Raw genomic sequence first — 20,438 nt, 5'->3', positions numbered from 1 at the left:
GTGTCCTCTTCGCGCTCGCCGTTTTGGTCTAACTGGTGCGTGCGTGGATCGTTCGCGTGTTGTTCAGAATTCACGAGTCCTCTGTACTTCTACTCGCCAGCGTCTGGGTTCTGGGTGGCATCCGGGTTCTGTGCTGCATTGCGGGCCTGAGCGAGGTTGTGTTCCTGGATTTGCTTCTGCAGCTCCTCGGCCATCGCTTGCGGGATTGTTACGGGAAGCACGTTGCCTGCGGGAATGGGATCGTTTCCACGACGCACAAATGCCCGCGCCATCACTTCCCGCGCAAAACGTGCCAATTCCTCGGCCTTGTCCGTGGGGCCAGCGGCGGTCATCCGCAGCATCCATCGGTCACCCGTGGCGCCGATGACGCGCATGGTTCCATCGCCAGCAGTGGCCACGATTTCCTCGCCCCATGGCCCCTCTACCTGGGAGACGGTGAGACCGTCGTTGGTCATGCCTTGCACGACCTCGGGCAGGCTTTCTTCCCACAGGCTGCCCTGTTTCGGTGCGGCAAATGCCACGGGAGTCAGGCGGCCAGCTGGTGTGAGTACGTGCACCATCTGCGGGCCGTTGGCTCCCATTTCCACCTGCACTTCACCCTCGTGAGGCACGGGAATCATCATCGATCCCAAATCCAAGCCTCCCTTGGCGAAGTCCGAGAAATCGAGGTCCGAGAAATTCACCGTATCCGCGTCATAAGGGCCGAAATCTGGGGTGGCTGTGGTGGATTCTTCATTGGGTTGGTCGTTGTTGCCGAAAAGTGCCATTGTTTCTGGTTCCTTGGTGTGTTGTTCGTTATTTTTCTCGACGCCGCGAGCGTCCGCAGTCGCTCTATACGCGTTTGCCACTACTGGCCGGTTGAGCCGTATCCTCCAACTCCGCGCTGTGTGTGGCCGAGCTTGTCCACGCTCTCGACTTCCTCAACTGGGCTCAGCAGAACCTCTTGCAGCACCAGCTGCGCGATGCGATCTCCGCGGCTGATGACGATGTCCTGTTCAGGGTCCAAGTTGATCAAGCACACCTTGACCTCGCCACGGTAGTCCTCGTCGATAGTTCCCGGGGCGTTGACGATGGACAGGCCGTGCTTGAGTGCCATTCCGCTCCGCGGGTGGATTAGCCCCACTGTGCCCGGGTTAAGGCCAATAGCGATTCCGGTGCCCACCAGTTGGCGAGCTCCAGGTTCGATAGTGCAATCAGTTGCCGCATAGAGGTCGATGCCCGCATCAGTGGGGTGGGCTCGAGTGGGAAGCGGTAATGACTTATCCAAGCGAACAAGTTTGAGAGGTGCGGGATGACGCTGTTCCATGGTGCCCTACTTTACAAGCCGCTGGCAGGCAGTTGGCTTTTCAGCAGGGGTAGTTGGCTAGACTAGAAATAGTTTTCATTGGACTGCCCTCAAGGTTTCTCGATTAACCCTGCTGGTAGCCACGTTTTTAGTTTCACAATCTTCTCAAGGAGCACCCGTGCCAAAGACTGAGCCGCAACGGGCACAGCAGTCTGAAATTCTGTACTCGGAATCTCAGCGCGTCCCGCTGTCATGGTGGCTGCTCGGCGCGCTCATGGTGGGACTTTTGTCTTGGCAGGCGCAGATGCAGCGCGAGTGGTACTGGGGCATCGCCGCCGGAGTAATTGTCTCCGCAGCTGTCATTTGGTCAATGATTTCCCTATCTTCCACGAAGATCGTGGTAACACGTGAGCCCTCCGGAGAGGTGTGGCTCTATGCAGGTGCGGCGAAGCTGCCCGCAGATGTGGTCAGCCGCACGTTGGTGATTCCCCCCACCGCGAAACAGGCGGCTATGGGTCGACAGTTAGACCCAGCTGCCTATGTGTTGAATAAGTCATGGATTCCTACCATGGCCATGCTCGTTCTCGAAGATCCGGATGATCCCACCCCCTACTGGCTTATCAGCAGTAAGGAACCTCAAGAACTGCTGGAAGCCCTTGGCCGCCCCATCTACTAGGCCGGGCTTCCCACCGCGTTTACGATGCGGCTGCCTAGAGGGTTGCTAGGCGCAGTCCACGCAGATGTAACTGCCGTCTCGCTCTTCTGCAATGCGAGAGCGGTGCTGTACCAAGAAACACTCTCCGCACGTGAACTCGTCACTCTGCTTCGGGGTCACGGTTCCGGAAAGTTCTTCTCCCGATAGATCTGCCATGGGAACGTCGAATGGTTCAATGATCTCGCCATCGTCAGTATCGTCCACTACGGTCTCGGCCTTTTCAGCGGCCTTGAGGCCTTCGAGAGAGTCGGTCTCGATATCGTCTTCAGCGCGACGACGGGGTGCGTCGTAGTCAGTAGCCACGCTTTCCTCCTAAGGAAAATCAGGTGCGTCGTGGCGGATACTAAACCAGTGCGTGGCTGAATGTCATCTTCGACAAACCTAAGGGGTTGCTACGGGCGCCAACACTCCCCCCGCTGCGCCCGTTACCACCGCTTCTTCGAAGGCTCGGAACACTTGAGGATTTCCTGCACTGACCTGCAGACCATCGTTTGAAACCACATCTAAAAGTGGCATCCGCACAATTGCCCCCGCACGCGCCGCAATCAGCGCGCCCGCTGCATGATCCCACGGTCCCAGCCCGTGTTCGTAATACGCATCCACTCGCCCCGCAGCCACATGGCACAAATCCAGCGCCGCTGAGCCAATGCGACGAATATCCCGCACCTTCGGAAGCAGCTCAACCAACAGCTGAGCTTGGGCCTTACGGCGCTCCGAAAGATATGAGAACCCGGTGGCCACCAATGTGGTCTCCAGACTCAGCTGGCTTTGCTCGGTGTGGACACTCAGTATCTTGCCGGTTCGGCCGGAGTTGGCGTCGGAAAAAGAATGCTCCATAGAAGACCCACCGCTAGACGCAGAATAAACCACCTCACCTGCAACATCGGCTACTGCGGCTGCGACTGGGACGCCATCGATAGTGGCTGCGATCGAGACCGAATACGCGGGCAGGCCGTAGATGAAATTGACGGTGCCATCGATGGGATCGACAACCCACAGCAGTTCGGAGGCCGCGGATTCCTCGTCCGTACCTGCCGTGCCACCCTCTTCGCCCAACACACGAGAACCGGGAACGGACTTCGCAAGCTCGCCACGAATCAACTCCTCGGAGGCCTGATCCACCTCCGTGACCGGATCCACCACGGAGCTCTTCAGGCCATAGGCGGCAACATGCCCGGCATCGTCCCGCGACTGTTCTCGCTTGCTTCTCACCAATCCGGCAGCGCTGATCGCTACCTGCACTGCAATGTCTCGTAGATCCTCCGCGGAAAGCCCACCCGCTGCCTCGCTCCAGGCCGTAAAACCTGTTGGCACGTCCTCAGTAGAGGCGACATCCAGAATCTGGGTGCGGTGGAACAATGGGATTGATTCTGGAGTTACGGAAGTAGAAGTCATGCTTCCATTGTGCATACAGACAGCGCGGAGAGGTGATGCATACAACGTGCCCAATCCCATCTCCCGCTAGGAATGCGTAGCAGAGTGCACGCCCGGCGGTTCTTGTAGCATCTCGAAGTATGAACCAGAACCCGGAAACTGGAACGCAGACCGCAGAAACCCACGCACCCGAACACCCTGTAGGAAAGCACAGCATGCTGGCCTTCGGTGTGGACATTGGTGGCTCCGGGGTCAAGGGGGCTGTAGTCGATGTCACCACCGGACAACAGGTCACGGAGCGCAAGAAGATCGCCACGCCTCGCCCATCCACACCGGACGCCGTGGCAGAGGTAGTGCGGAAACTCGTAGAAGACGCAGGATGGGACGGTCCGGTTGGCATTACCGTTCCATCCGTGGTGCGCAATCAAATCGCGTTGAGTGCAGCCAACATTGATCCCGCGTGGATCGGCACAGAAGTCCAAGAATTATTCCGCCGACATCTCGGCTCACGAGACATCGCCGTGCTCAACGATGCCGATGCCGCCGGCCTCGCCGAGGTTCGCTACGGAGACCCCACTGCACGGACGGGAGCTGCGATGATGCTCACATTCGGCACGGGCATCGGCTCTGCACTGCTCATCGATGGCGAGCTCTACCCCAACACTGAATTGGGTCACCTGCCCTTCAAGACCACCACGGCAGAGCGCTACGCCAGTTCCAAAGTCAAGGAGGCCGAGCAGCTCAGCTACGCACAATGGGCTGCGCGCGTGGACGAAGTGATGCACGCGTACTCAGACCTGTTTAATCCACAGACGTTCATTGTCGGTGGCGGGATTTCGCGCGACGCAGACGCGTGGGTGCCACTGCTGACAGTGGAACAAGACGTGGTTCCGGCCCAGCTCCGCAATGAGGCGGGAATAGTGGGAGCCGCTTTGGCAGTTATAGAAAACACCATGCCCTAAAAGCCTTACTGAATCGCTTCCCAAGAGCAGGGGTAACACGCGGACTACGCGCGCGGAGTGCCTTTACGACTCTCCGCCGGTTATTTGGTTATAATGGGCGGTTGATCGCGCGGCTAAGACCGTTCCAACGTCCGAACCCTTGTCAACAGATAGGGCGCTCGGGGGTTGAGTTCTAAGAGGTTACCGCTAGAACAACCAGCGCGTACCGCGAATGACAGGCTGATCTTGCTGGCCACACCATAGCGAGTGTGGCGATGAAAGCAAGAGACGCGAAAAACGAGTGAAAGGGCTTCTGTGGCAGCGAACGACTCGACCACCAGCGGTGAAACCAACGAGAATGCAGCTGTGCGCAAGGTCGCCAAAAAGACGGCCAAGAAGACTGCTCGTAAAGTGACCAAGAAGGCATCCACGCCACGCAAAGTCACCGCAACGAGCAAGGCTGCTTCCACTAAGGAAACGCCCGCAACGACGGAGTCCGAGGCCTCCACCTCGCCCGCCACCGAAGGTTCAACCGCCACCACCGCGTCGACGAAAAAGACTGCTGCGAAGAAGGCCACCGCGAAGAAGACGGCTGCGAAAAAGACCGCAGCAAAGAAAGCTGCGGCAAAAAAGACGGCCGCGAAGAAGACGGCTGCGAAAAAGACCACGCGCAAGGCTGCCACGAAGAAGGCAACGGCAGCCGAAGATACGGCACCTGAGGCAGACACCACCGCTGCAGAGGCAGTGGTGGATACAGCTGCAGAGCCGATCGTCGAAACTCCTAACAAGGACGGCCTTGCCGAGCCGGAGGCGGAAATCGATTCCGACTTCGTAGAGGAGATCGACGACGACCTCGAAGACGAAGACTTGGAAGATGACGGTCTGGGCGACGACCTCGAAGACGACGCTGAAGAAGAGACCGCCGAAGCAGCCACGGACGATAAGGACGAGGAAGAAGTTGGAAACTTCGTCTGGGACGAGGACGAGTCCGCCGCCCTGCGCCAGGCTCGCAAGGACGCGGAGCTCACCGCCTCTGCAGACTCCGTGCGTGCCTACCTCAAGCAGATCGGTAAGGTCGCGCTGCTGAACGCAGAGCAAGAAGTTTCCTTGGCCAAGCGCATCGAGGCAGGTCTGTACTCCGCTTATCGTTTGCAGGAGATCAAGGAATCCGGCGAGAAGCTCTCCCCTATGAACCGCCGCGATCTCCGCGAGATCGAGCGCGACGGCCGCAAGGCCAAGAACCACCTGTTGGAGGCCAACCTGCGCCTCGTTGTCTCCCTGGCTAAGCGCTACACCGGACGCGGTATGGCGTTCTTGGACTTGATCCAGGAAGGCAACCTCGGCTTGATTCGCGCCGTGGAGAAGTTCGATTACGTCAAGGGCTACAAGTTCTCCACCTACGCAACGTGGTGGATCCGCCAGGCCATCACCCGCGCCATGGCTGACCAAGCCCGCACCATCCGCATTCCCGTACACATGGTGGAGGTCATCAACAAGCTGGGTCGCATTCAGCGCGAATTGCTGCAGGATCTGGGTCGCGAACCAACCCCAGAGGAGCTAGCCAAGGAGATGGACATCTCCGTGGATAAGGTTCTGGAGATCCAGCAGTACGCACGTGAACCGATCTCCTTGGACCAGACCATCGGCGATGAAGGCGACTCCCAGCTGGGAGACTTCATCGAGGATTCCGAGGCTGTCGTGGCCGTGGATGCTGTGTCCTTCACCCTGCTGCAGGACCAGCTGCAGGACGTGCTGCACACCTTGTCCGAGCGCGAAGCCGGCGTGGTCAAGCTGCGCTTCGGCCTCACCGACGGCATGCCGCGCACTTTAGACGAAATCGGTCAGGTCTACGGAGTCACGCGCGAGCGCATCCGCCAGATCGAATCGAAGACGATGTCCAAGCTGCGCCACCCATCCCGCTCTCAGGTGCTGCGCGACTACCTGGACTAGCTCGACAAGCTAGTTACTGGTTATCGCGCACGCACTGCGTGAACTCTTCGCCCCGCAGATCCTCGCAGCCTTCCAGAGCTTGGAAGCTGACCGTGGTGAAGAAGATTGCCAGGCCCATCGCCAGAATTGCCAGCAACAGTCCAGCGATCGCGTAAGAGCGCTGTGTCTGGTTGCGGTAGGCACGGATCACGGCGACGATGCCCACGACGATGCCGACCATCGCCACGGGGATTCCAAAAATGGGGAGGATTGCCGCGGGAATGGTGAGAATGCCAATGAGCAGCGCTGCCAACGACAGTTTGGATATTGGCCGCGGCCCCACGACGACGTCTTGCGTCGTCACCTTTCGGGGTGCGCTGTCCAGATCTGAATAATCCCTATTTCTAGCCATAGTGGGAAATTATCGCAGGTTCAGCGCCCATTCACCATTCACGCAAGTACGCGATACGGTCCTTGAGCTGCTGCGCCGAGCACAGTGCCGTGGGAGGCCCGCCACAGTTTTTCCGTACGTCGTTGTGGATCGCCCCGTGTGGTCGTCCCGTGCGCGCGGAGGTCATGTTCACCAACGCGTTCAGCTCCTTGCGCAGCGCTGGCAACTCCTCGCTGGCGATGCGCTCATGTACGGCGTGCAGCTCCGTGCCCTCTTGCGCCGCCGCGGCCTTCTTCTCTCTTTCCGCTTCGACACGTGCTTCAATTTGCACGGCTTGGCGTCGCTGCAACAACGTCCGCATCTGCTCCGCGTCCAACAGACCCGGCAACCCGAGGTACTCTTGCTCTTCCTCGTAGCCCTCCACCCGGGTGCCGTAGGTGGAGCCGTCGTAGATGAGCGATTCCAGTTCTGCGTCCGCGCCGATCGATTCGTACGTACGTTCTTCGCCCGGCTCGTCTTTTTGTTTGTTCGCCTCCGCGAGGGCTTCATCGTCCCAACCTTCTTTTAGTCGGTCTGGTTGCCCCAGCACGTGGTTGCGCTGTCTCTCAATTTTCGACGCCAAATCCAGCAATACCGGAACACTTGGCAAGAACACGCTGGCGGACTCTCCCGGCCGGCGAGAACGCACGAAACGGCCGATAGCCTGCGCGAAGAACAGCGGAGTGGAGGCGCTGGTGGCGTACACGCCGACGGCCAATCGGGGCACGTCCACGCCCTCGGAGACCATGCGCACTGCCACCATCCATTCGTCTGAGGAGGCGGAGAAATCCTTGATGCGCTGCGAAGCTCCGGCTTCGTCAGAGAGCACCACGGTCACTGGTGTGGAGCTGATGCGGTTCAAAATGGTGGCATAGGCGCGCGCGGATAGCTTATCCGTGGCGATGACTAGCCCGCCGGCATCTGGGGTGGTCTCACGCAGCTGCAATAGACGTGTGTGGGCGGCCTGCAATACGGAGGGAATCCAGTCGCCACGGGGGTCAAGAGCCGTGCGCCAGGCGCGAGCATTCTGCTCCGGAGTCAGGACCTCGCCGAGGCGCGCCTCGTACTCTTCGCCGGCGCTATCGCGCCAGCGTGCCTGCCCGGAATACGCCAGGAACACCACGGGACGGACTACTCCGTCGCGCAACGCTTCGGAATATCCATAGGTGTAGTCCGCTGCCGATTCCAGCGCGCCGCCCGTGCCAGGCACTTCGAAATAGCGAACAAACGGGATCTGCGAATCGTCGGAACGAAACGGAGTACCGGTTAGAGCCAACCTCCGCTCAGCGTGTGCGTAGGCCAAGCGCACGCCATCGCCCCAGCTCTTCGCGTCGCCGGCGTGGTGGATCTCATCCAAGATCACCAGAGACTTCTGTGCGGTTGCCACTTGGTAGTGCTTGGTGGGCTTCATCCCCACCTGGGCGTACGTCACGGCCACGCCGTCATAGGAGCTATTGACCGCGGAGCTGTTAGTGAAACTGGCATCGATAGCAATGCCACGAGCAGCCGCGGCCTGTGCCCACTGCGTTTTCAGGTGGTCCGTGGGTACGACGATAACCACGCGCTGCACCACACGAGTGTCCAATAACAGCCGGGCAACCGTCAGTGCGTAGGTGGTCTTGCCCGCTCCCGGGGTAGCGACAGCGAGATAGTCCTTAGGAGAACGCTCGACGTATTGCTCTAGTGCTTCCCGCTGCCACGCGCGAAGTCCGTTCACTTCTTGCGCAGGCCTTGGTAGATCTGCTCGCAGTCAGGACACACAGGGGAACCTGGCTTGGCCTGCTTGGTGACGGGGAACGTTTCACCGCATAGCGCCACCACAAACTTGCCTTCCACGGCAGACTCTACGATCTGGTTCTTCTTCACGTAGTGGAAGAACTTGGGCGTATCGTCCTGCCGCTGGTCTTCGGTGACCTCTTCGGGGCGTTCAATTGTTGTCGTGCTCGGGTTACTCACAATGCTCCATATTGCCCCTCCCGTTCCGCATTTTCCAGCCGCGTACTACCGTGGAAGCATGGTTGCAGGTAAGGGACACGACACGCCTCGTCGGGCACACGGCTCGGGCGGTCGGCACGGTTCCAAAGCCGTCACTTTGATCACCAGTGCACGCAAGTCACCGTTGCAGGACTGGAATAATCGGCGAAAAATTTACGCCAGTTTGCAGCTTGCCCGTATTCCGCTGCTGGGGCTCGCTGGCCTGCTGATGTGGTGGACCAATAACTTGTGGATTTCCGCCTCCGTAGCCACGATCAGTCTCCCCTTGCCGTGGATCGCGGTTCTTCTCGCCAACGAAAAAGGCGATGTGGATCGACGCAGTCAACGCGTGTACAAGCCGCAGGTGGCACGCGAGGCACGCCAGGCAGTGGCACTGGAGCAAGCGACTCAGCGTCAATTGGGCCAGGAACAACAAGAGCTAGATCCCGATGCAACGTTGGCTCGCAGCCGGGAATCGGCGCCTCGCCAGCAGAGCATTCCTCCCCGAGAATTGCCTCCGCATATCATCGACCTGGATTAACCCTCCCCGCAATTGAAAGAGGACGTCATCAACACCCCCTCGGATCTATCCCCGATCTCAGAACCTGCTCCCGCTGCGCGCGCAGGCCAATCCCTCAAAGATTTGCTGGAACTGCTCGAGCACGCCGGATATGGCGGCGCAATGATTCACGATGTCCTAGGCGAAACAGGAGTCACAGCAGCGGCAACGGGCGCCCCTCAAGCTGCAGAGTGGCACGTCCAGCGTTCCACGGCCACAGATCATGCTCGCCAGTTGGTGCGTACGTTTTACCTCCGTCGGCCTATTTCGATGGCCGCATTGGATCAGTGCGTGGGCACCAAACTGATAGAAAAGCTGATTGCAGATCACGTCTTCGTTCCCCACGGCGCTGACACCTGGATTTCGAACGTGGACATTCGCCCGATTACGGTTGCCAGCCACGGCGTGGAGGATGTGCTCATCGCCTCCGATCCCGATGCATCACTGTGGGATCACATGCCTGGCCCCGATCATGTGCCTGGTGTGGGCAACGCTCCCATTTCTTTGTTGGGTTCCATCCCACCGATTGCCGACGGCTCGCGGGTTCTCGATCTCGGATGTGGCTCCGGAGTCCTGAGCTTGATCCTCGCATCGTCAGCCACGGATGTCACCGTGGTGGGCACCGATATCTCATTGCGGGCTCTGGCTTATGCCCAGGTGAATGGCCAGCGGTTGGCGTCGAAAACAAAAAGCACCGTGACCTGGAAACACGGCGACTGGTTTGCACCGGTTGCGGAAGAGAAATTCGATTACCTCGTGGCCAACCCGCCGTTCGTGGTGGGACCGCCGGACGTGGAGCACGTCTATCGCGATTCCGGGCTCCCGCTGGATGGTGCCACCCAACACGTGGTGGAGAGCGCGCCAGGATTTCTCACGGACTCAGGTACCGCGCACATCCTGGCAGCATGGGCGCTGCGGAACGCAGAAACTGCCGCGCAACGCGTTGTTTCTTGGCTACCGGAGAAGGGCATTCGCGCGTGGGTTTTGCAACGAGAAACCGTTGATCCTGCGACGTATGTGACCACATGGCTGGAAGATGAATCGATCGATCCGCGGCACGAGGCCGGTCGAGCGCGCACGCAACGATGGATGGACTACTTCGCCGAGCACGATGTGGTGGAAGTGGGACTGGGCTTCATTCACCTGCAGCGCATCGAGGATGACGCGCCCACCGAATTAACCGTGGAGCCCCTCGATCACGCTCTGTCACCAGGAACGTTTTTGGGTGCGGAGGTAGGTGAGTTCTTCGCTCGTTCCGAATGGCTAGCCGGGATCAGTGGCCGCGGTCCCGAGGCGATCTTGGATGCCCATTTCGCATTGCGCCCCACGGTGGCTTTGGAGCGGGTGAGTCTCCCTGGATCCGACGCCACCACTTCTCTCGGTTTCCTGCCAGAGGTCTCGCGCCTTACGCGTACTGACGGCCCACGCTGGTCTCATGAAGTGGATGAACCACTCATCACCGTATTAGCGGGTGTGCACCCTCGAGCGCTGCCTCTTCGCGACGTGGCCGAGCTGTACTGCGCTGTCAATGACGTGGATGACATGGAGTTTTGCGCCGCACTGGCTCCTCTGGCTGTGGACCTGGTACGCCACGGAATGCTGATCCCCGCGGAACTATGGGATGAGTCGGAGGAAGAAAATCACTACTCGAAGGAGGGTGTGTGAAGGCAGTAGTAAGCACGGTCAGTGAAGCCGCTGTCACGGTGGCGGGTGAAACAGTCGGTGCGGTCGAGGGACCTGCTCTGTTGGCGCTGGTGGGCGTTAGCCGAGAAGATTCCCCGGAGGCGTGGGAGACGATTGCTCGCAAAATTGCCGAGCTGCGGTTATTCTCCCACCCAGACGAAGGCTGGGATGGCAGCCGAGACTACAGCGCCACAGACATCGGGGCATCTGTGCTGGTAGTGAGTCAATTTACGTTGATGGGTGCGACTGCCAAGGGCCGGCGGCCATCGTGGGCTCAAGCGGCGCCCGGCGAGGAAGCAGAACCAATCATCGACAAGATTGTGGACTATCTACGCGGGAGAGATCTGCATGTGGAAACGGGTCGCTTCGGCGCGATGATGCGGGTTCGCAGTGTCAACGAAGGCCCTTATACAGTCATCATTGAAAAATGAGGCGGACAGATGTGATTGCACCCCTAAAAAGGGTTGAGATCAAGGGCCTTCTAGGGGCAATGGAACTATTGCAGTGCGCAAAGCGTTGAAGAGGTAGATCATCAGAGAGATCAGGAACACATTGAGCAGAACAGCCTGCCCAGTGATTGTCTCCACCCCAAGCCCCTAGGAGGTTTTCGCGCTTATGAGTGAATCCATGTTTGACGAGGACAACGTCGACACCCTCAAGGAGGCTGATCAGAATACCGCCGAGGATGACAAGCCCCAGGACAAGGTCGAAGACAAAGGCCGCCGTCGCGGAAACAATGAGAACCCTTCCGCTGACCTGGTGCGCGTCTATCTGAACGGCATCGGCAAAACCGCTCTGCTCACCGCAGAGGATGAGGTGGAACTCTCCAAGCGCATCGAGGTCGGTCTGTACGCCAGCCACATTTTGAACAGTGGCGAACAACTGACGCGTGCACGTAAGCGTGACCTGAAGATCTTGGCTCGCGAAGGCAAGGCTGCTCGTACTCACCTCCTCGAGGCCAATCTGCGTCTCGTGGTCTCCTTGGCCAAGCGCTACACCGGACGTGGCATGCCGTTGTTGGACTTAATCCAAGAGGGCAACCTGGGCTTGATCCGCGCGATGGAAAAGTTCGATTACAGCAAGGGCTTTAAGTTCTCCACCTATGCCACGTGGTGGATTCGCCAGGCGATTACCCGTGGCATGGCTGACCAGTCTCGCACTATTCGCCTCCCGGTTCACTTGGTGGAGCAGGTCAATAAGCTGTCCCGTATCAAGCGCGAGATGTACCAGCAGCTGGGTCGAGAGGCCACCAACGAAGAGCTGTCTGAGGAGTCCGGCATCGAGGAGTCCAAGATCGAGATGTTGCTCAAGCAGTCTCGCGATCCAGTGAGCTTGGATATGCCTGTGGGATCCGATGAGGAAGCCCCTTTGGGTGATTTCATCGAGGATTCGGATGCCACGGATGCCGAGGCAGCTGTTGTCGCGTCCCTTCGCCACTCCGATGTCCGCGCAGTATTGGGCACGTTGGAGGAGCGGGAACAAGATGTCATCAAGCTGCGTTATGGCCTAGACGATGGCATGCCGCGCACGTTGGATCAGATCGGCCGCCGTTTCGGGCTGTCCCGCGAGCGTGTGCGTCAGATAGAACGCGAAGTCATGGCCAAGCTCCGTGATGGTGACCGCGCGGAAAAGCTCCGCGAATACGCTGTCTAGTACCGCGTTCGGAGCAGATCCATGCGTTCCACGCCGAATGCTGCCGTGTAACGTTAGTGTGAGTCATGCCTTCGTGCTTAGGCTGGGAAAACCCAGCACTTTAAGATTTTTCTTCGAGAAAGGGCCTATACGTTGAGGGATCTCGTCGATACAACCGAAATGTATCTCCGAACCATCTACGAACTGGAGGAAGAGGGAATTCCTCCGCTGCGCGCTCGCATCGCCGAAAGGCTCGAGCAGTCCGGCCCCACCGTGAGCCAAACAGTGGCGCGTATGGAACGTGATGGATTGTTGACCATCTCTCGCGACCGTTCACTGAAGCTGAGCGCGGAGGGTCGCGATCACGCCACCGCCGTGATGCGCAAACATCGCTTGGCTGAACGTCTTTTGACTGATGTTATTGGTCTTCCGTGGGAAAAGGTTCACGATGAAGCCTGCCGCTGGGAGCACGTTATGAGCGATGAGGTGGAGCGCCGTCTGGTTACCGTCTTGGACAGCGTCAGCACTTCCCCATTTGGCAACCGCATCCCCGGCTTGAATTCTCTGTTGGAGGATGAGCCAGAGGCCGATGAGCTGCGCGTCAAGATCGCTCCTGAGGTGGAAGGTGATTTCATCCGCGCCTCAGAAATTGAATCCACTGAACCCATCTCCGCGGTTATCCTGAACTTCAATGAGATCGTGCAGGTGGAGCACAAGATCATGGCTAAGCTCAGCGCTTTGTCCATCACTCCGGGTTCCACCGTGAACGTTCGATACAGCGATGACGGCCTCACTATCGGCAGCCCCGAGGGCGAAATGCTCATCCCAGATGAGCTGTGCCATGCCATCTGTCTTCGCCTAGAAAGCTAATTTCACTCGCATGACTGCGCTTCCCGATTCCACTTCACTTGCTCCCGGCAGCCACGTCCTCGTGACTGGAGCCGCAGGTTATGTGGGCAGCGTCTGTGCCACTGTCTTGGTGGAATTGGGTTATCGAGTGACCGTGGTTGACGATCTGTCCACGGGTAACCGGTCCGCTATTCCCGCGGAGGCAACGTTCGTAGAGGGCGATATCCGGGATGTGGCTGAAGAGGTTCTCGGTAATTCAGATATCTCCGCCGTTTTCCACTTCGCGGCTCGTTCCCTGGTGGGCGAATCCGTGGAAAAGCCTGCCGAGTATTGGCACCACAACGTGGTCACCACCCTGGAACTGCTGGATTCCATGCGCGGACATGGAGTGAACAACCTCGTCTTTTCCTCTACGGCCGCCTGCTACGGCGAGCCGGAGCAAGTTCCCATCACCGAGGACATGCCCACCCAGCCCACGAATCCCTACGGCGCATCAAAGTTGACGATCGATAGCATCATCACCAGCTACGCCGCTGCCTATGGGCTGGGCGCCACCAGCTTGCGCTACTTCAATGTCGCTGGCGCATACGGTTCGGTGGGGGAAAATCGCGAGGTGGAAACCCACCTCATCCCCCTTGTTTTGCAGGTTGCCTTGGGGCATCGCGAGCACATTTCCATGTTCGGTACGGATTGGCCCACCGAAGATGGCACTGCAGTGCGCGACTACATCCACATCCGGGACCTCGCGGATGCCCATATCTTGGCCGCAACCTCCAACACTCCCGGTGCCCACAGAATCTTCAACCTGGGCAGCGGAGACGGATTCAGCGTCAAGCAAGTTGTAGACACGTGCCGCGAAGTCACCGGGCACCCCATCCCTGCAGTGGAGGCTCCTCGCCGTGCGGGCGACCCAGCCACCCTCATCGCCTCTAGCGCGAAGGCCATCGCTGAGTTGGGCTGGCAACCATCTCGCTCTGATCTGCACACCATCGTCTCTGATGCGTGGGCCTTCACGCAGAATCTGGGAGATCAGGCACACTCGGCACGCAAGCACTAAACGCGTCCCAGTCGACGGCCTGTTCCAAACAGTTGAGGAACGTCGCGTAGTGCTGTGTGAATTCTCGACGCAAGCGTTCAGTCGTTTCCGCTTCGTCCGGCAAGCCCCAGTTGATGGCCCAAAATACTCCATGTTCGGCAACCCGGATCATCTGGGCTTTGCTCTTGCCTTCCATGTGGCCCTGCCATAGATGGCCACGCATGAGCGTGGTCAGTGCATCGATCTCCCCCGCCCTGCTTGGCCTGCGCAGTTCTTCCCCACAGCGCTGCAACGTGTGGAACGCTGGCATGCCTTCCCCGTTGCCGGCCAGCACCGTGGACAAAAGCGCCAGGATTCTACGCCTGACTTGAGTGCGCGTCTTGCGCGCCGTTTCCGCCAGCAGTTCTCGCACAATGGGCGCCCGGTCCCCCACGCTCAACGTCACCAGCAGTGGATGCAGGCGCTCGTCACGAGATAACGCTGCGATTGCCAGCAGTACCTTGCGGCGGGTACAGGCCTGTTCCAGGGCAGCTTCACCGCGAACAATCTCGGTAATGGACTCCATAACGGTGATGGCATCGCGCACAATGGCTAGAGATTCTTTTTCTGATTCCCCGGAGTCCACAAACGTCCGTGCGTAGAGGGGCTGGATGTTCGTCGTAGGATCCAACCAGTGATCGAGCTCGGCTCGGCTCGAAAACACCTTGGCTCCATGTACTGCACTGTGCGAATGCATGGGGTTGTCCGTCAGAGGTGCAATCTCACCAGTTTCCTCGGACTCTAGGTCGATCCACGTAGCCCCAGTTTCAATCGCTGTTGCCCACCAGGATCCGAGTACCCGCATGTCTCGATCGTCGAGGATCTGGTCGGCACACTCTGAGTACTCTTCCGCCACGTCTCGGTGCGGGTGCACGCAGTACAGCAACGCACGAACGTCCTCCATGTCACACAGAGCGTGATCCATTGCGCGCACGGCATCGTCAATAGATTCTTCGGCGAGATCTGCACGCACCACAGGTCCTACTCGGAAGCGTGTGGAATGTGGAGCCTCTGGGATGATTCCCACGATGATCAGTGAACGATCTGGGACGAAGCCCATCATGGAGGGAAGTGCGGCGAAGATTGCTCCGGGATCGGATCCGATAAGAATCGGGTGGTGCGGAATATCGGGGTCGGTGGTGGTGTTGGATGAAGTGTCATCGAAGAACGTCATGGGGTTATCTTCCACGGATCACATCCCGCATCGCTTTCCCGCAGTGGGAAGCAGAATGGGTTTTCCCAGCACGGTGTGGATAACCCTCAAGCTGTGAATAGTCGTCCGATACGGCTGCTAACCTAGACAAATACCTGAGCGAGAAGGGAGCGCCAGCATGACCACCAATGATCGCCCGGCATTTGATCGCTACAACCAACCAGACAACGGACGCAAAAAGGATTCCATGTATGAATTGGAATTCCCTGGTCCGCTGTCTACTCACGGGCAGCAAGAATCCCTTCCGATGGTCGTGGCTCTTGAGGGCTACGCTGATGCTGGTCAAGCCATCAACCAGGCCTCTACTCACCTCCTGCAGGCCTTGGACCACAGCCCCGTTGCCTCGTTCAATGTGGATGAGTTGATCGACTACCGCTCTCGTCGTCCCAGCGTGACCTTGGATCACTCCAGCGTGGCAGATCGGGAGAGCTTGGCACTCACGTTGAATCTGGTCAAGGACACAGAAGACCGCCCCTTCCTGCTGCTTTCCGGGCCAGAACCGGATCTCAAATGGGAAACGTTCAGCCGTTCCGTGGTGGACCTGGCCAAGCGCTGCTCCGTAGACCGCGTGGTCACTCTGTATGCCGCACCCATGACGGTGCCGCACACTCGCCCACTGATGATCAGCGCCCACGCCTCGGATCGCTCCTTAGTCAAGGACTTCCACACGTGGGAAGCACGCATGATCATTCCTGGTTCGGCGGCTTTGGAGATCGAGCTGAACCTGAAAAAGGCCGGCATCGAGACCGTCGGCGTGACTGCGCACGTTCCGCACTACATCTCCGCTTCGGACTACCCAGAGGCTACCCGGGCACTGCTTTCCGCCGCGGGCAAGGTCACTGAGCGCGAGATTCCACTGGGAGCTTTGGACGCTGACATCGACCGCATGAAGCGCCAACTTGCTGATCAGGTGGAAGAAAACCAAGAGATCGCCGCGATCGTGGGCGCTCTGGAGCAGCAGTACGATCTGGAGGCAGAGCGCCAGCGCAAGCGTCGGGAGAACAACCTTCTGGCACCCGGTGAAGACATTCCTACGGGAGACGAACTAGGCGCAGAGTTTGAGGCGTTCCTCGCCGAAATGTCCACGAGTCCAGGGGAACAAGCTGAATCCCAGGGATCTGGCGGTGCCGCTGAGCAGAATGACTCCGAGCAGGAAGACTCGGCGGAAAGTACTGAGGAAGATCAAGCTTGGCGTCGAGAAGAAGGAAATGAGGACAGTTAGTGGGCGTTGCCGCTGACCTCGCTCGTCTACTCCCGGACATCGAGGAAGTTCCAGAAAGCCTGGTCGACGATGCCATTCTGGAATCTTTTCTCGGATGGACCAGGGACCGTGGAATCACCCTCTACCCTGCCCAGCAAGAGGCAGCCACGGCGCTTGTCGCGGAGGACAACGTCATCCTGGCCACGCCAACCGGTTCGGGCAAATCCATGGTGGCGATCGCCGCGCACTTCGTGGCGCTGGCACGCAAACAGCGCAGCTTCTACACCGCCCCCATCAAAGCCCTGGTCAGCGAGAAATTCTTCGACCTGTGCCAGACGTTCGGCCCGGAAAACGTCGGCATGATGACCGGCGATGCGACCGTCAACGGCAACGCTCCCATCATCTGCGCTACTGCGGAGATCGTTGCCAACATTTCGCTCCGCGACGGCGCGAATGCCCGCATCGACCAAGTGGTCATGGACGAGTTCCACTACTACTCCGAACCCGATCGCGGTTGGGCGTGGCAAGTACCGCTTTTAGAACTTCCGAACGTCCAGTTCCTGCTGATGAGCGCCACGCTCGGCGACACGCAATGGCTGCAGGAAGACCTCACCCGCCGCACCGGCCGCACCACCACCCACGTCACGGGCAGCGTCCGCCCTGTCCCCCTGGAATTCCAGTACGTCTACACGCCGATCCACGAGACGGTGGAGAGTCTTCTCGACGCAGGCCTCGCCCCGATCTACATCGTGCATTTCACCCAGCGAGAGGCTGCCGAGCACGCCCAGGCGCTGACCAGCGTGTCGATGATCGATGCCGAACGGAAGCAACAGATTGCCGAGGCGATCGGTGATTTCCGCTTTACGTCCGCCTTCGGCAAGGTGCTGTCTAAGCTGCTGCGCAAGGGTATCGGCATCCACCACGCGGGTATGTTGCCGAAGTATCGTCGCCTGGTGGAGAGACTGTCTCAACAGGGCCTGCTCAAGGTCATTTGCGGTACAGACACCCTCGGCGTGGGCATCAATGTGCCCATCCGCACGGTGTTGTTTGCCGAGCTGGCGAAGTACGACGGTATCCGACATCGCATCTTGAAGTCCCGCGAATTTCACCAGATCGCCGGACGTGCCGGACGCGCGGGCTACGACACGCAGGGAACCGTGGTGGTTCAGGCGCCCGAGCACGAGGTGGAAAACTTCCGCCTCCGTCAGCGTGCGGGCTCCGATCCGACGAAGCTAAAGAAGCTTCGCAAGAAGGCCGCCCCGGAGGGCCGTGCGACGTGGTCGGAAAAGACATTTGAGCGCCTGACCACCGCAGAGCCCGAGGAATTAGTCAGCCAATTCCACGTCAGCAACTCAATGCTGTTGAACGTCGTGGCACGTCCCGAAGGGACATATGGCGCGTTGCGTCACCTCATTCGTGGCAATCACGATACGCGGACGAAGCAAAACGCCTCCATTCACCGGATCATCGAGCTCTACCGTGGCGTGCTGCGGGCTGGCGTCGTCGAAGAATACGACGACCCACAGACTCCGACCGGAAAGAACGCGCGGCTGACAGAGGATATGCCGGTCAATTTTGCTCTCAATCAGCCACTGTCTCCCTTTGCCTTGGCCGCATTAGATCTTCTTGATCCCGAATCGGACACGTACACGATGGACATCATCAGCACGTTCGAAGCCGTGCTGGATGACCCGCGACAGATTCTGACCGCCCAGATGAAGGCCGCGAAATCCGAAGAAATCGCAACGCTGAAGGCCGAAGGCGTGGACTATACCGAACGCATGGCGCTGCTGGAAGAAGTCACGTGGCCCAAGCCCTTGGAAGAGCACCTCGAAAATGCCTTCGAGATGTTTTGTGAAGGCAGCCCGTGGGCCCGAGATTTCGATATCAGCCCGAAGTCCATCGTCCGGGACATGATTGATAAGGCGATGACGTTCTCAGACTTCATTGCCACCTATGGCCTGGCCCGGTCCGAAGGCGTGCTGCTGCGCTATCTCACGGATGCATGGAAGACACTCGATCACTCTGTGCCCGCCAAGCACCGCACGGAGCAGTTGGAAGACGTCATCGTGTGGCTTGGCGAGCTGATCCGACAGGTGGACTCCTCACTCATCGAAGAGTGGGCGACGATGGGCGACGAAGATACGCCGCTCACCGAAGAGCAAGTGGCTGAGATCGCATTTGGCGTGGAAGATGCGTCCTTGCTGTCCTCCAACCCGCGTGCCTTGACGACTATGGTGCGCAACTTGTTCTTCAGGCACGTGGAGCTGTTCGCCTTCGAGCGCGAAAACACGCTGGCTGCATTGGACGACTATATGGATTCCCCACCAGAGTGGCCCGCTGCGATGGACGATTACTTCGAGGAGTACGCCGACCTCGGACTCGATGCTGATGCGCGTTCGGGCGCGATGATCCGCATCCAACGCGGTCAAGGCTGGGATGGGCCAGACAACAACCTGTGGTTGGTCCGGCAAACCTTAGATGACCCAGAGAAGGACCACGGTTGGGCTTTCGAGGGAGAGGTTGACCTCGCAGCTACCGATGAAGCTGGCGAAGTGCGATTGCGTGCGCTGCGCATAATCCAGGGCTAGCAGCCTGTGGAACTAGCGCGCCAAACCATGGGATTCGAGAAATTCGTGGCTTTCCGCCTCCGCGTCCCGATACGCGCTTGTGAGCATTTCGCTTAACTCCGCGTAGTCACTGGTTCGCGTGGTGCTCGCACGAAACGCCAGAACCACGGAGCGGCTCGCGGTGTGTGCTCCACCGGCGAAGCGAGCAAACGCCAGGTGTGGGCGGCGGCATTCAGCGGCCACTGCGCTCAAGGGAACCAGCGTGGCTCCAAAACCAGCCGCCACTAGTTGCATCACGGTGGTCAGGCTGGCCGCTCGAGTCAACGCCGTGCGGGGATCCACAGGGATATCCACCGCGTGGCAAATGTCCACCACTTGGTCTGTCAGGCAGTGTCCGTCGTCAAGTAAAAGAATGTTTTCCCCGGCGATCTCGCTGAGCGCCAAATCTGTTCGTCCCGCCAGCGGGGAATCGTACGGAACCACAAGCACGAATTCTTCGTCGTAGAGCTCGATGGAATCAAAAGTGGTGCTATCCACAGAACCGCCGAGTACCGCTACTTCCAGATTTCCGGAACGCAAGCCCTCCTCCAGCGCGTGAGTTCTGTCTTCCACGATCTGCGGCTGCAGCTCCGGCGCGGCCTCGGGAAGCCGGCCCAGCAAATGCGGCAGCAGGTATGGGGCGATGGTCGGGATGATTCCCACCATTAGATCCCCCACCAGTCCGCCTTGTGCGCCGCGGGCCTGCCCCACGAACGCATCGAGGCTTTCCAGCGTGGCCTGGGCAAACGGCAACAGGGTTCTGCCGATGGGTGTGATGATCACCTTGCGCGTGGAGCGTTCCACGAGCTGCACTCCCAGTCCGGTTTCTAACGCCGCGAGCCCCTGCGACAGCGAGGGTTGGGAAATGCCCAAGTGTCGCGCTGCCGCACCAAAATGCTTGAACTCCGCGATGATCGCGAAAGTTCGCAGCTGGGCGAAGGTCGGCCGAAAGTCTTTATAAACCACCCT

20 protein-coding genes are annotated in these 20,438 nt (G+C 59.2%); 11 read left to right on the top strand and 9 right to left on the bottom strand.

The window, feature by feature from the left end; genetic code table 11:
• Positions 1-89: 89 nt before the first annotated feature.
• The gene (locus CS919_RS06285; RefSeq protein ID WP_099298646.1) at positions 90-767 is read right to left on the bottom strand and encodes a DUF3710 domain-containing protein; all 678 of its coding nucleotides are present in this window, start codon (positions 765-767) and stop codon (positions 90-92) included.
• Between the two features lie 80 nt (positions 768-847).
• A complete protein-coding gene (dut, locus tag CS919_RS06280; protein WP_099298645.1) occupies positions 848-1,306 on the bottom strand; it encodes a dUTP diphosphatase in 459 nt (152 codons plus the stop codon).
• 157 nt (positions 1,307-1,463) lie between these two features.
• Between dut and CS919_RS06275 the strand changes: the two genes are divergently transcribed.
• Complete coding sequence (locus CS919_RS06275; RefSeq protein WP_099298644.1) at positions 1,464-1,961, top strand: DUF3093 domain-containing protein; 498 nt, start codon at positions 1,464-1,466, stop codon at positions 1,959-1,961.
• Between the two features lie 45 nt (positions 1,962-2,006).
• Here CS919_RS06275 and CS919_RS06270 read toward each other — a convergent pair whose 3' ends face one another.
• Together CS919_RS06270 and CS919_RS06265 are read right to left on the bottom strand one after the other, a co-directional pair.
• Positions 2,007-2,303 carry a DUF4193 domain-containing protein gene (locus CS919_RS06270; RefSeq protein ID WP_099298643.1) on the bottom strand — a complete coding sequence of 99 codons (297 nt, stop codon included), beginning with the start codon at positions 2,301-2,303 and terminating at the stop codon, positions 2,007-2,009.
• A gap of 78 nt (positions 2,304-2,381) precedes the next feature.
• The gene (locus tag CS919_RS06265) at positions 2,382-3,395 is read right to left on the bottom strand and encodes an inositol monophosphatase family protein (protein WP_228073746.1); all 1,014 of its coding nucleotides are present in this window, start codon (positions 3,393-3,395) and stop codon (positions 2,382-2,384) included.
• Between the two features lie 194 nt (positions 3,396-3,589).
• Here CS919_RS06265 and ppgK point away from each other — a divergent pair, with 194 nt between their 5' ends.
• Positions 3,590-4,336: a polyphosphate--glucose phosphotransferase gene (gene ppgK, locus CS919_RS06260; protein WP_194187728.1), complete on the top strand. Its 747-nt coding sequence runs from the start codon at positions 3,590-3,592 to the stop codon at positions 4,334-4,336.
• Between the two features lie 294 nt (positions 4,337-4,630).
• Positions 4,631-6,265, top strand: coding sequence for an RNA polymerase sigma factor (locus CS919_RS06255; protein WP_099298640.1), 1,635 nt, complete (start codon positions 4,631-4,633; stop codon positions 6,263-6,265).
• A 13-nt stretch (positions 6,266-6,278) separates the two neighbouring features.
• On the opposite strand, the gene CS919_RS06250 is transcribed toward CS919_RS06255, so the two are convergent.
• Genes CS919_RS06250 through CS919_RS06240 form a run of 3 tightly spaced genes read right to left on the bottom strand, consistent with a single transcriptional unit; the run spans position 6,279 to position 8,630 of the window.
• Entirely contained in the window at positions 6,279-6,656 is a 378-nt protein-coding gene (locus CS919_RS06250; protein WP_099298639.1) for a hypothetical protein, read from the bottom strand.
• 31 nt (positions 6,657-6,687) lie between these two features.
• Complete coding sequence (locus tag CS919_RS06245; RefSeq protein WP_099298638.1) at positions 6,688-8,391, bottom strand: DEAD/DEAH box helicase; 1,704 nt, start codon at positions 8,389-8,391, stop codon at positions 6,688-6,690.
• A complete protein-coding gene (locus CS919_RS06240) occupies positions 8,388-8,630 on the bottom strand; it encodes a DUF3039 domain-containing protein (RefSeq protein ID WP_099298637.1) in 243 nt (80 codons plus the stop codon). The genes CS919_RS06245 and CS919_RS06240 overlap by 4 nt, the downstream gene beginning before the upstream one ends.
• A gap of 58 nt (positions 8,631-8,688) precedes the next feature.
• Here CS919_RS06240 and CS919_RS06235 point away from each other — a divergent pair, with 58 nt between their 5' ends.
• From CS919_RS06235 to galE, 6 genes are all read left to right on the top strand, one after another.
• On the top strand, positions 8,689-9,189 hold the full coding sequence (locus CS919_RS06235; RefSeq protein WP_159460961.1) for a DUF3099 domain-containing protein: 501 nt from the start codon (positions 8,689-8,691) through the stop codon (positions 9,187-9,189).
• Between the two features lie 12 nt (positions 9,190-9,201).
• Positions 9,202-10,872: a DUF7782 domain-containing protein gene (locus CS919_RS06230; RefSeq protein WP_099298635.1), complete on the top strand. Its 1,671-nt coding sequence runs from the start codon at positions 9,202-9,204 to the stop codon at positions 10,870-10,872.
• Positions 10,869-11,321, top strand: coding sequence for a D-aminoacyl-tRNA deacylase (dtd, locus tag CS919_RS06225; protein ID WP_099298634.1), 453 nt, complete (start codon positions 10,869-10,871; stop codon positions 11,319-11,321). The genes CS919_RS06230 and dtd overlap by 4 nt, the downstream gene beginning before the upstream one ends.
• A gap of 184 nt (positions 11,322-11,505) precedes the next feature.
• A complete protein-coding gene (locus CS919_RS06220) occupies positions 11,506-12,543 on the top strand; it encodes a sigma-70 family RNA polymerase sigma factor (protein WP_370551586.1) in 1,038 nt (345 codons plus the stop codon).
• A gap of 132 nt (positions 12,544-12,675) precedes the next feature.
• A complete protein-coding gene (locus CS919_RS06215; protein ID WP_099298633.1) occupies positions 12,676-13,392 on the top strand; it encodes a metal-dependent transcriptional regulator in 717 nt (238 codons plus the stop codon).
• A gap of 10 nt (positions 13,393-13,402) precedes the next feature.
• The gene (gene galE, locus CS919_RS06210; RefSeq protein WP_099298632.1) at positions 13,403-14,428 is read left to right on the top strand and encodes a UDP-glucose 4-epimerase GalE; all 1,026 of its coding nucleotides are present in this window, start codon (positions 13,403-13,405) and stop codon (positions 14,426-14,428) included.
• Here the strand turns inward: galE and CS919_RS06205 are convergent.
• The gene (locus CS919_RS06205) at positions 14,382-15,635 is read right to left on the bottom strand and encodes a DUF4192 domain-containing protein (protein WP_143341763.1); all 1,254 of its coding nucleotides are present in this window, start codon (positions 15,633-15,635) and stop codon (positions 14,382-14,384) included. The two genes, galE and CS919_RS06205, sit on opposite strands and share 47 nt — an antisense overlap.
• 142 nt (positions 15,636-15,777) lie before the next feature.
• Between CS919_RS06205 and CS919_RS06200 the strand changes: the two genes are divergently transcribed.
• Both CS919_RS06200 and CS919_RS06195 read left to right on the top strand, forming a co-directional pair.
• The gene (locus tag CS919_RS06200; RefSeq protein WP_099298630.1) at positions 15,778-16,881 is read left to right on the top strand and encodes a PAC2 family protein; all 1,104 of its coding nucleotides are present in this window, start codon (positions 15,778-15,780) and stop codon (positions 16,879-16,881) included.
• Positions 16,881-19,451, top strand: a complete 2,571-nt coding sequence (locus CS919_RS06195; RefSeq protein WP_099298629.1) for a DEAD/DEAH box helicase — start codon at positions 16,881-16,883, stop codon at positions 19,449-19,451. Before CS919_RS06200 ends, CS919_RS06195 begins: the two co-directional genes overlap by 1 nt.
• Positions 19,452-19,463: 12 nt before the next feature.
• On the opposite strand, the gene CS919_RS06190 is transcribed toward CS919_RS06195, so the two are convergent.
• Entirely contained in the window at positions 19,464-20,435 is a 972-nt protein-coding gene (locus CS919_RS06190) for a hydrogen peroxide-inducible genes activator (protein WP_099298628.1), read from the bottom strand.
• Between the last annotated feature and the right edge of the window lie 3 nt (positions 20,436-20,438).

It is taken from the genome of Corynebacterium dentalis, from assembly GCF_900232865.1.
Taxonomy (GTDB): domain Bacteria; phylum Actinomycetota; class Actinomycetes; order Mycobacteriales; family Mycobacteriaceae; genus Corynebacterium; species Corynebacterium dentalis.
The sequence above is the reverse complement of the archived record's forward strand: the minus strand, read 5'-3'. Positions and strand labels throughout refer to the sequence as shown.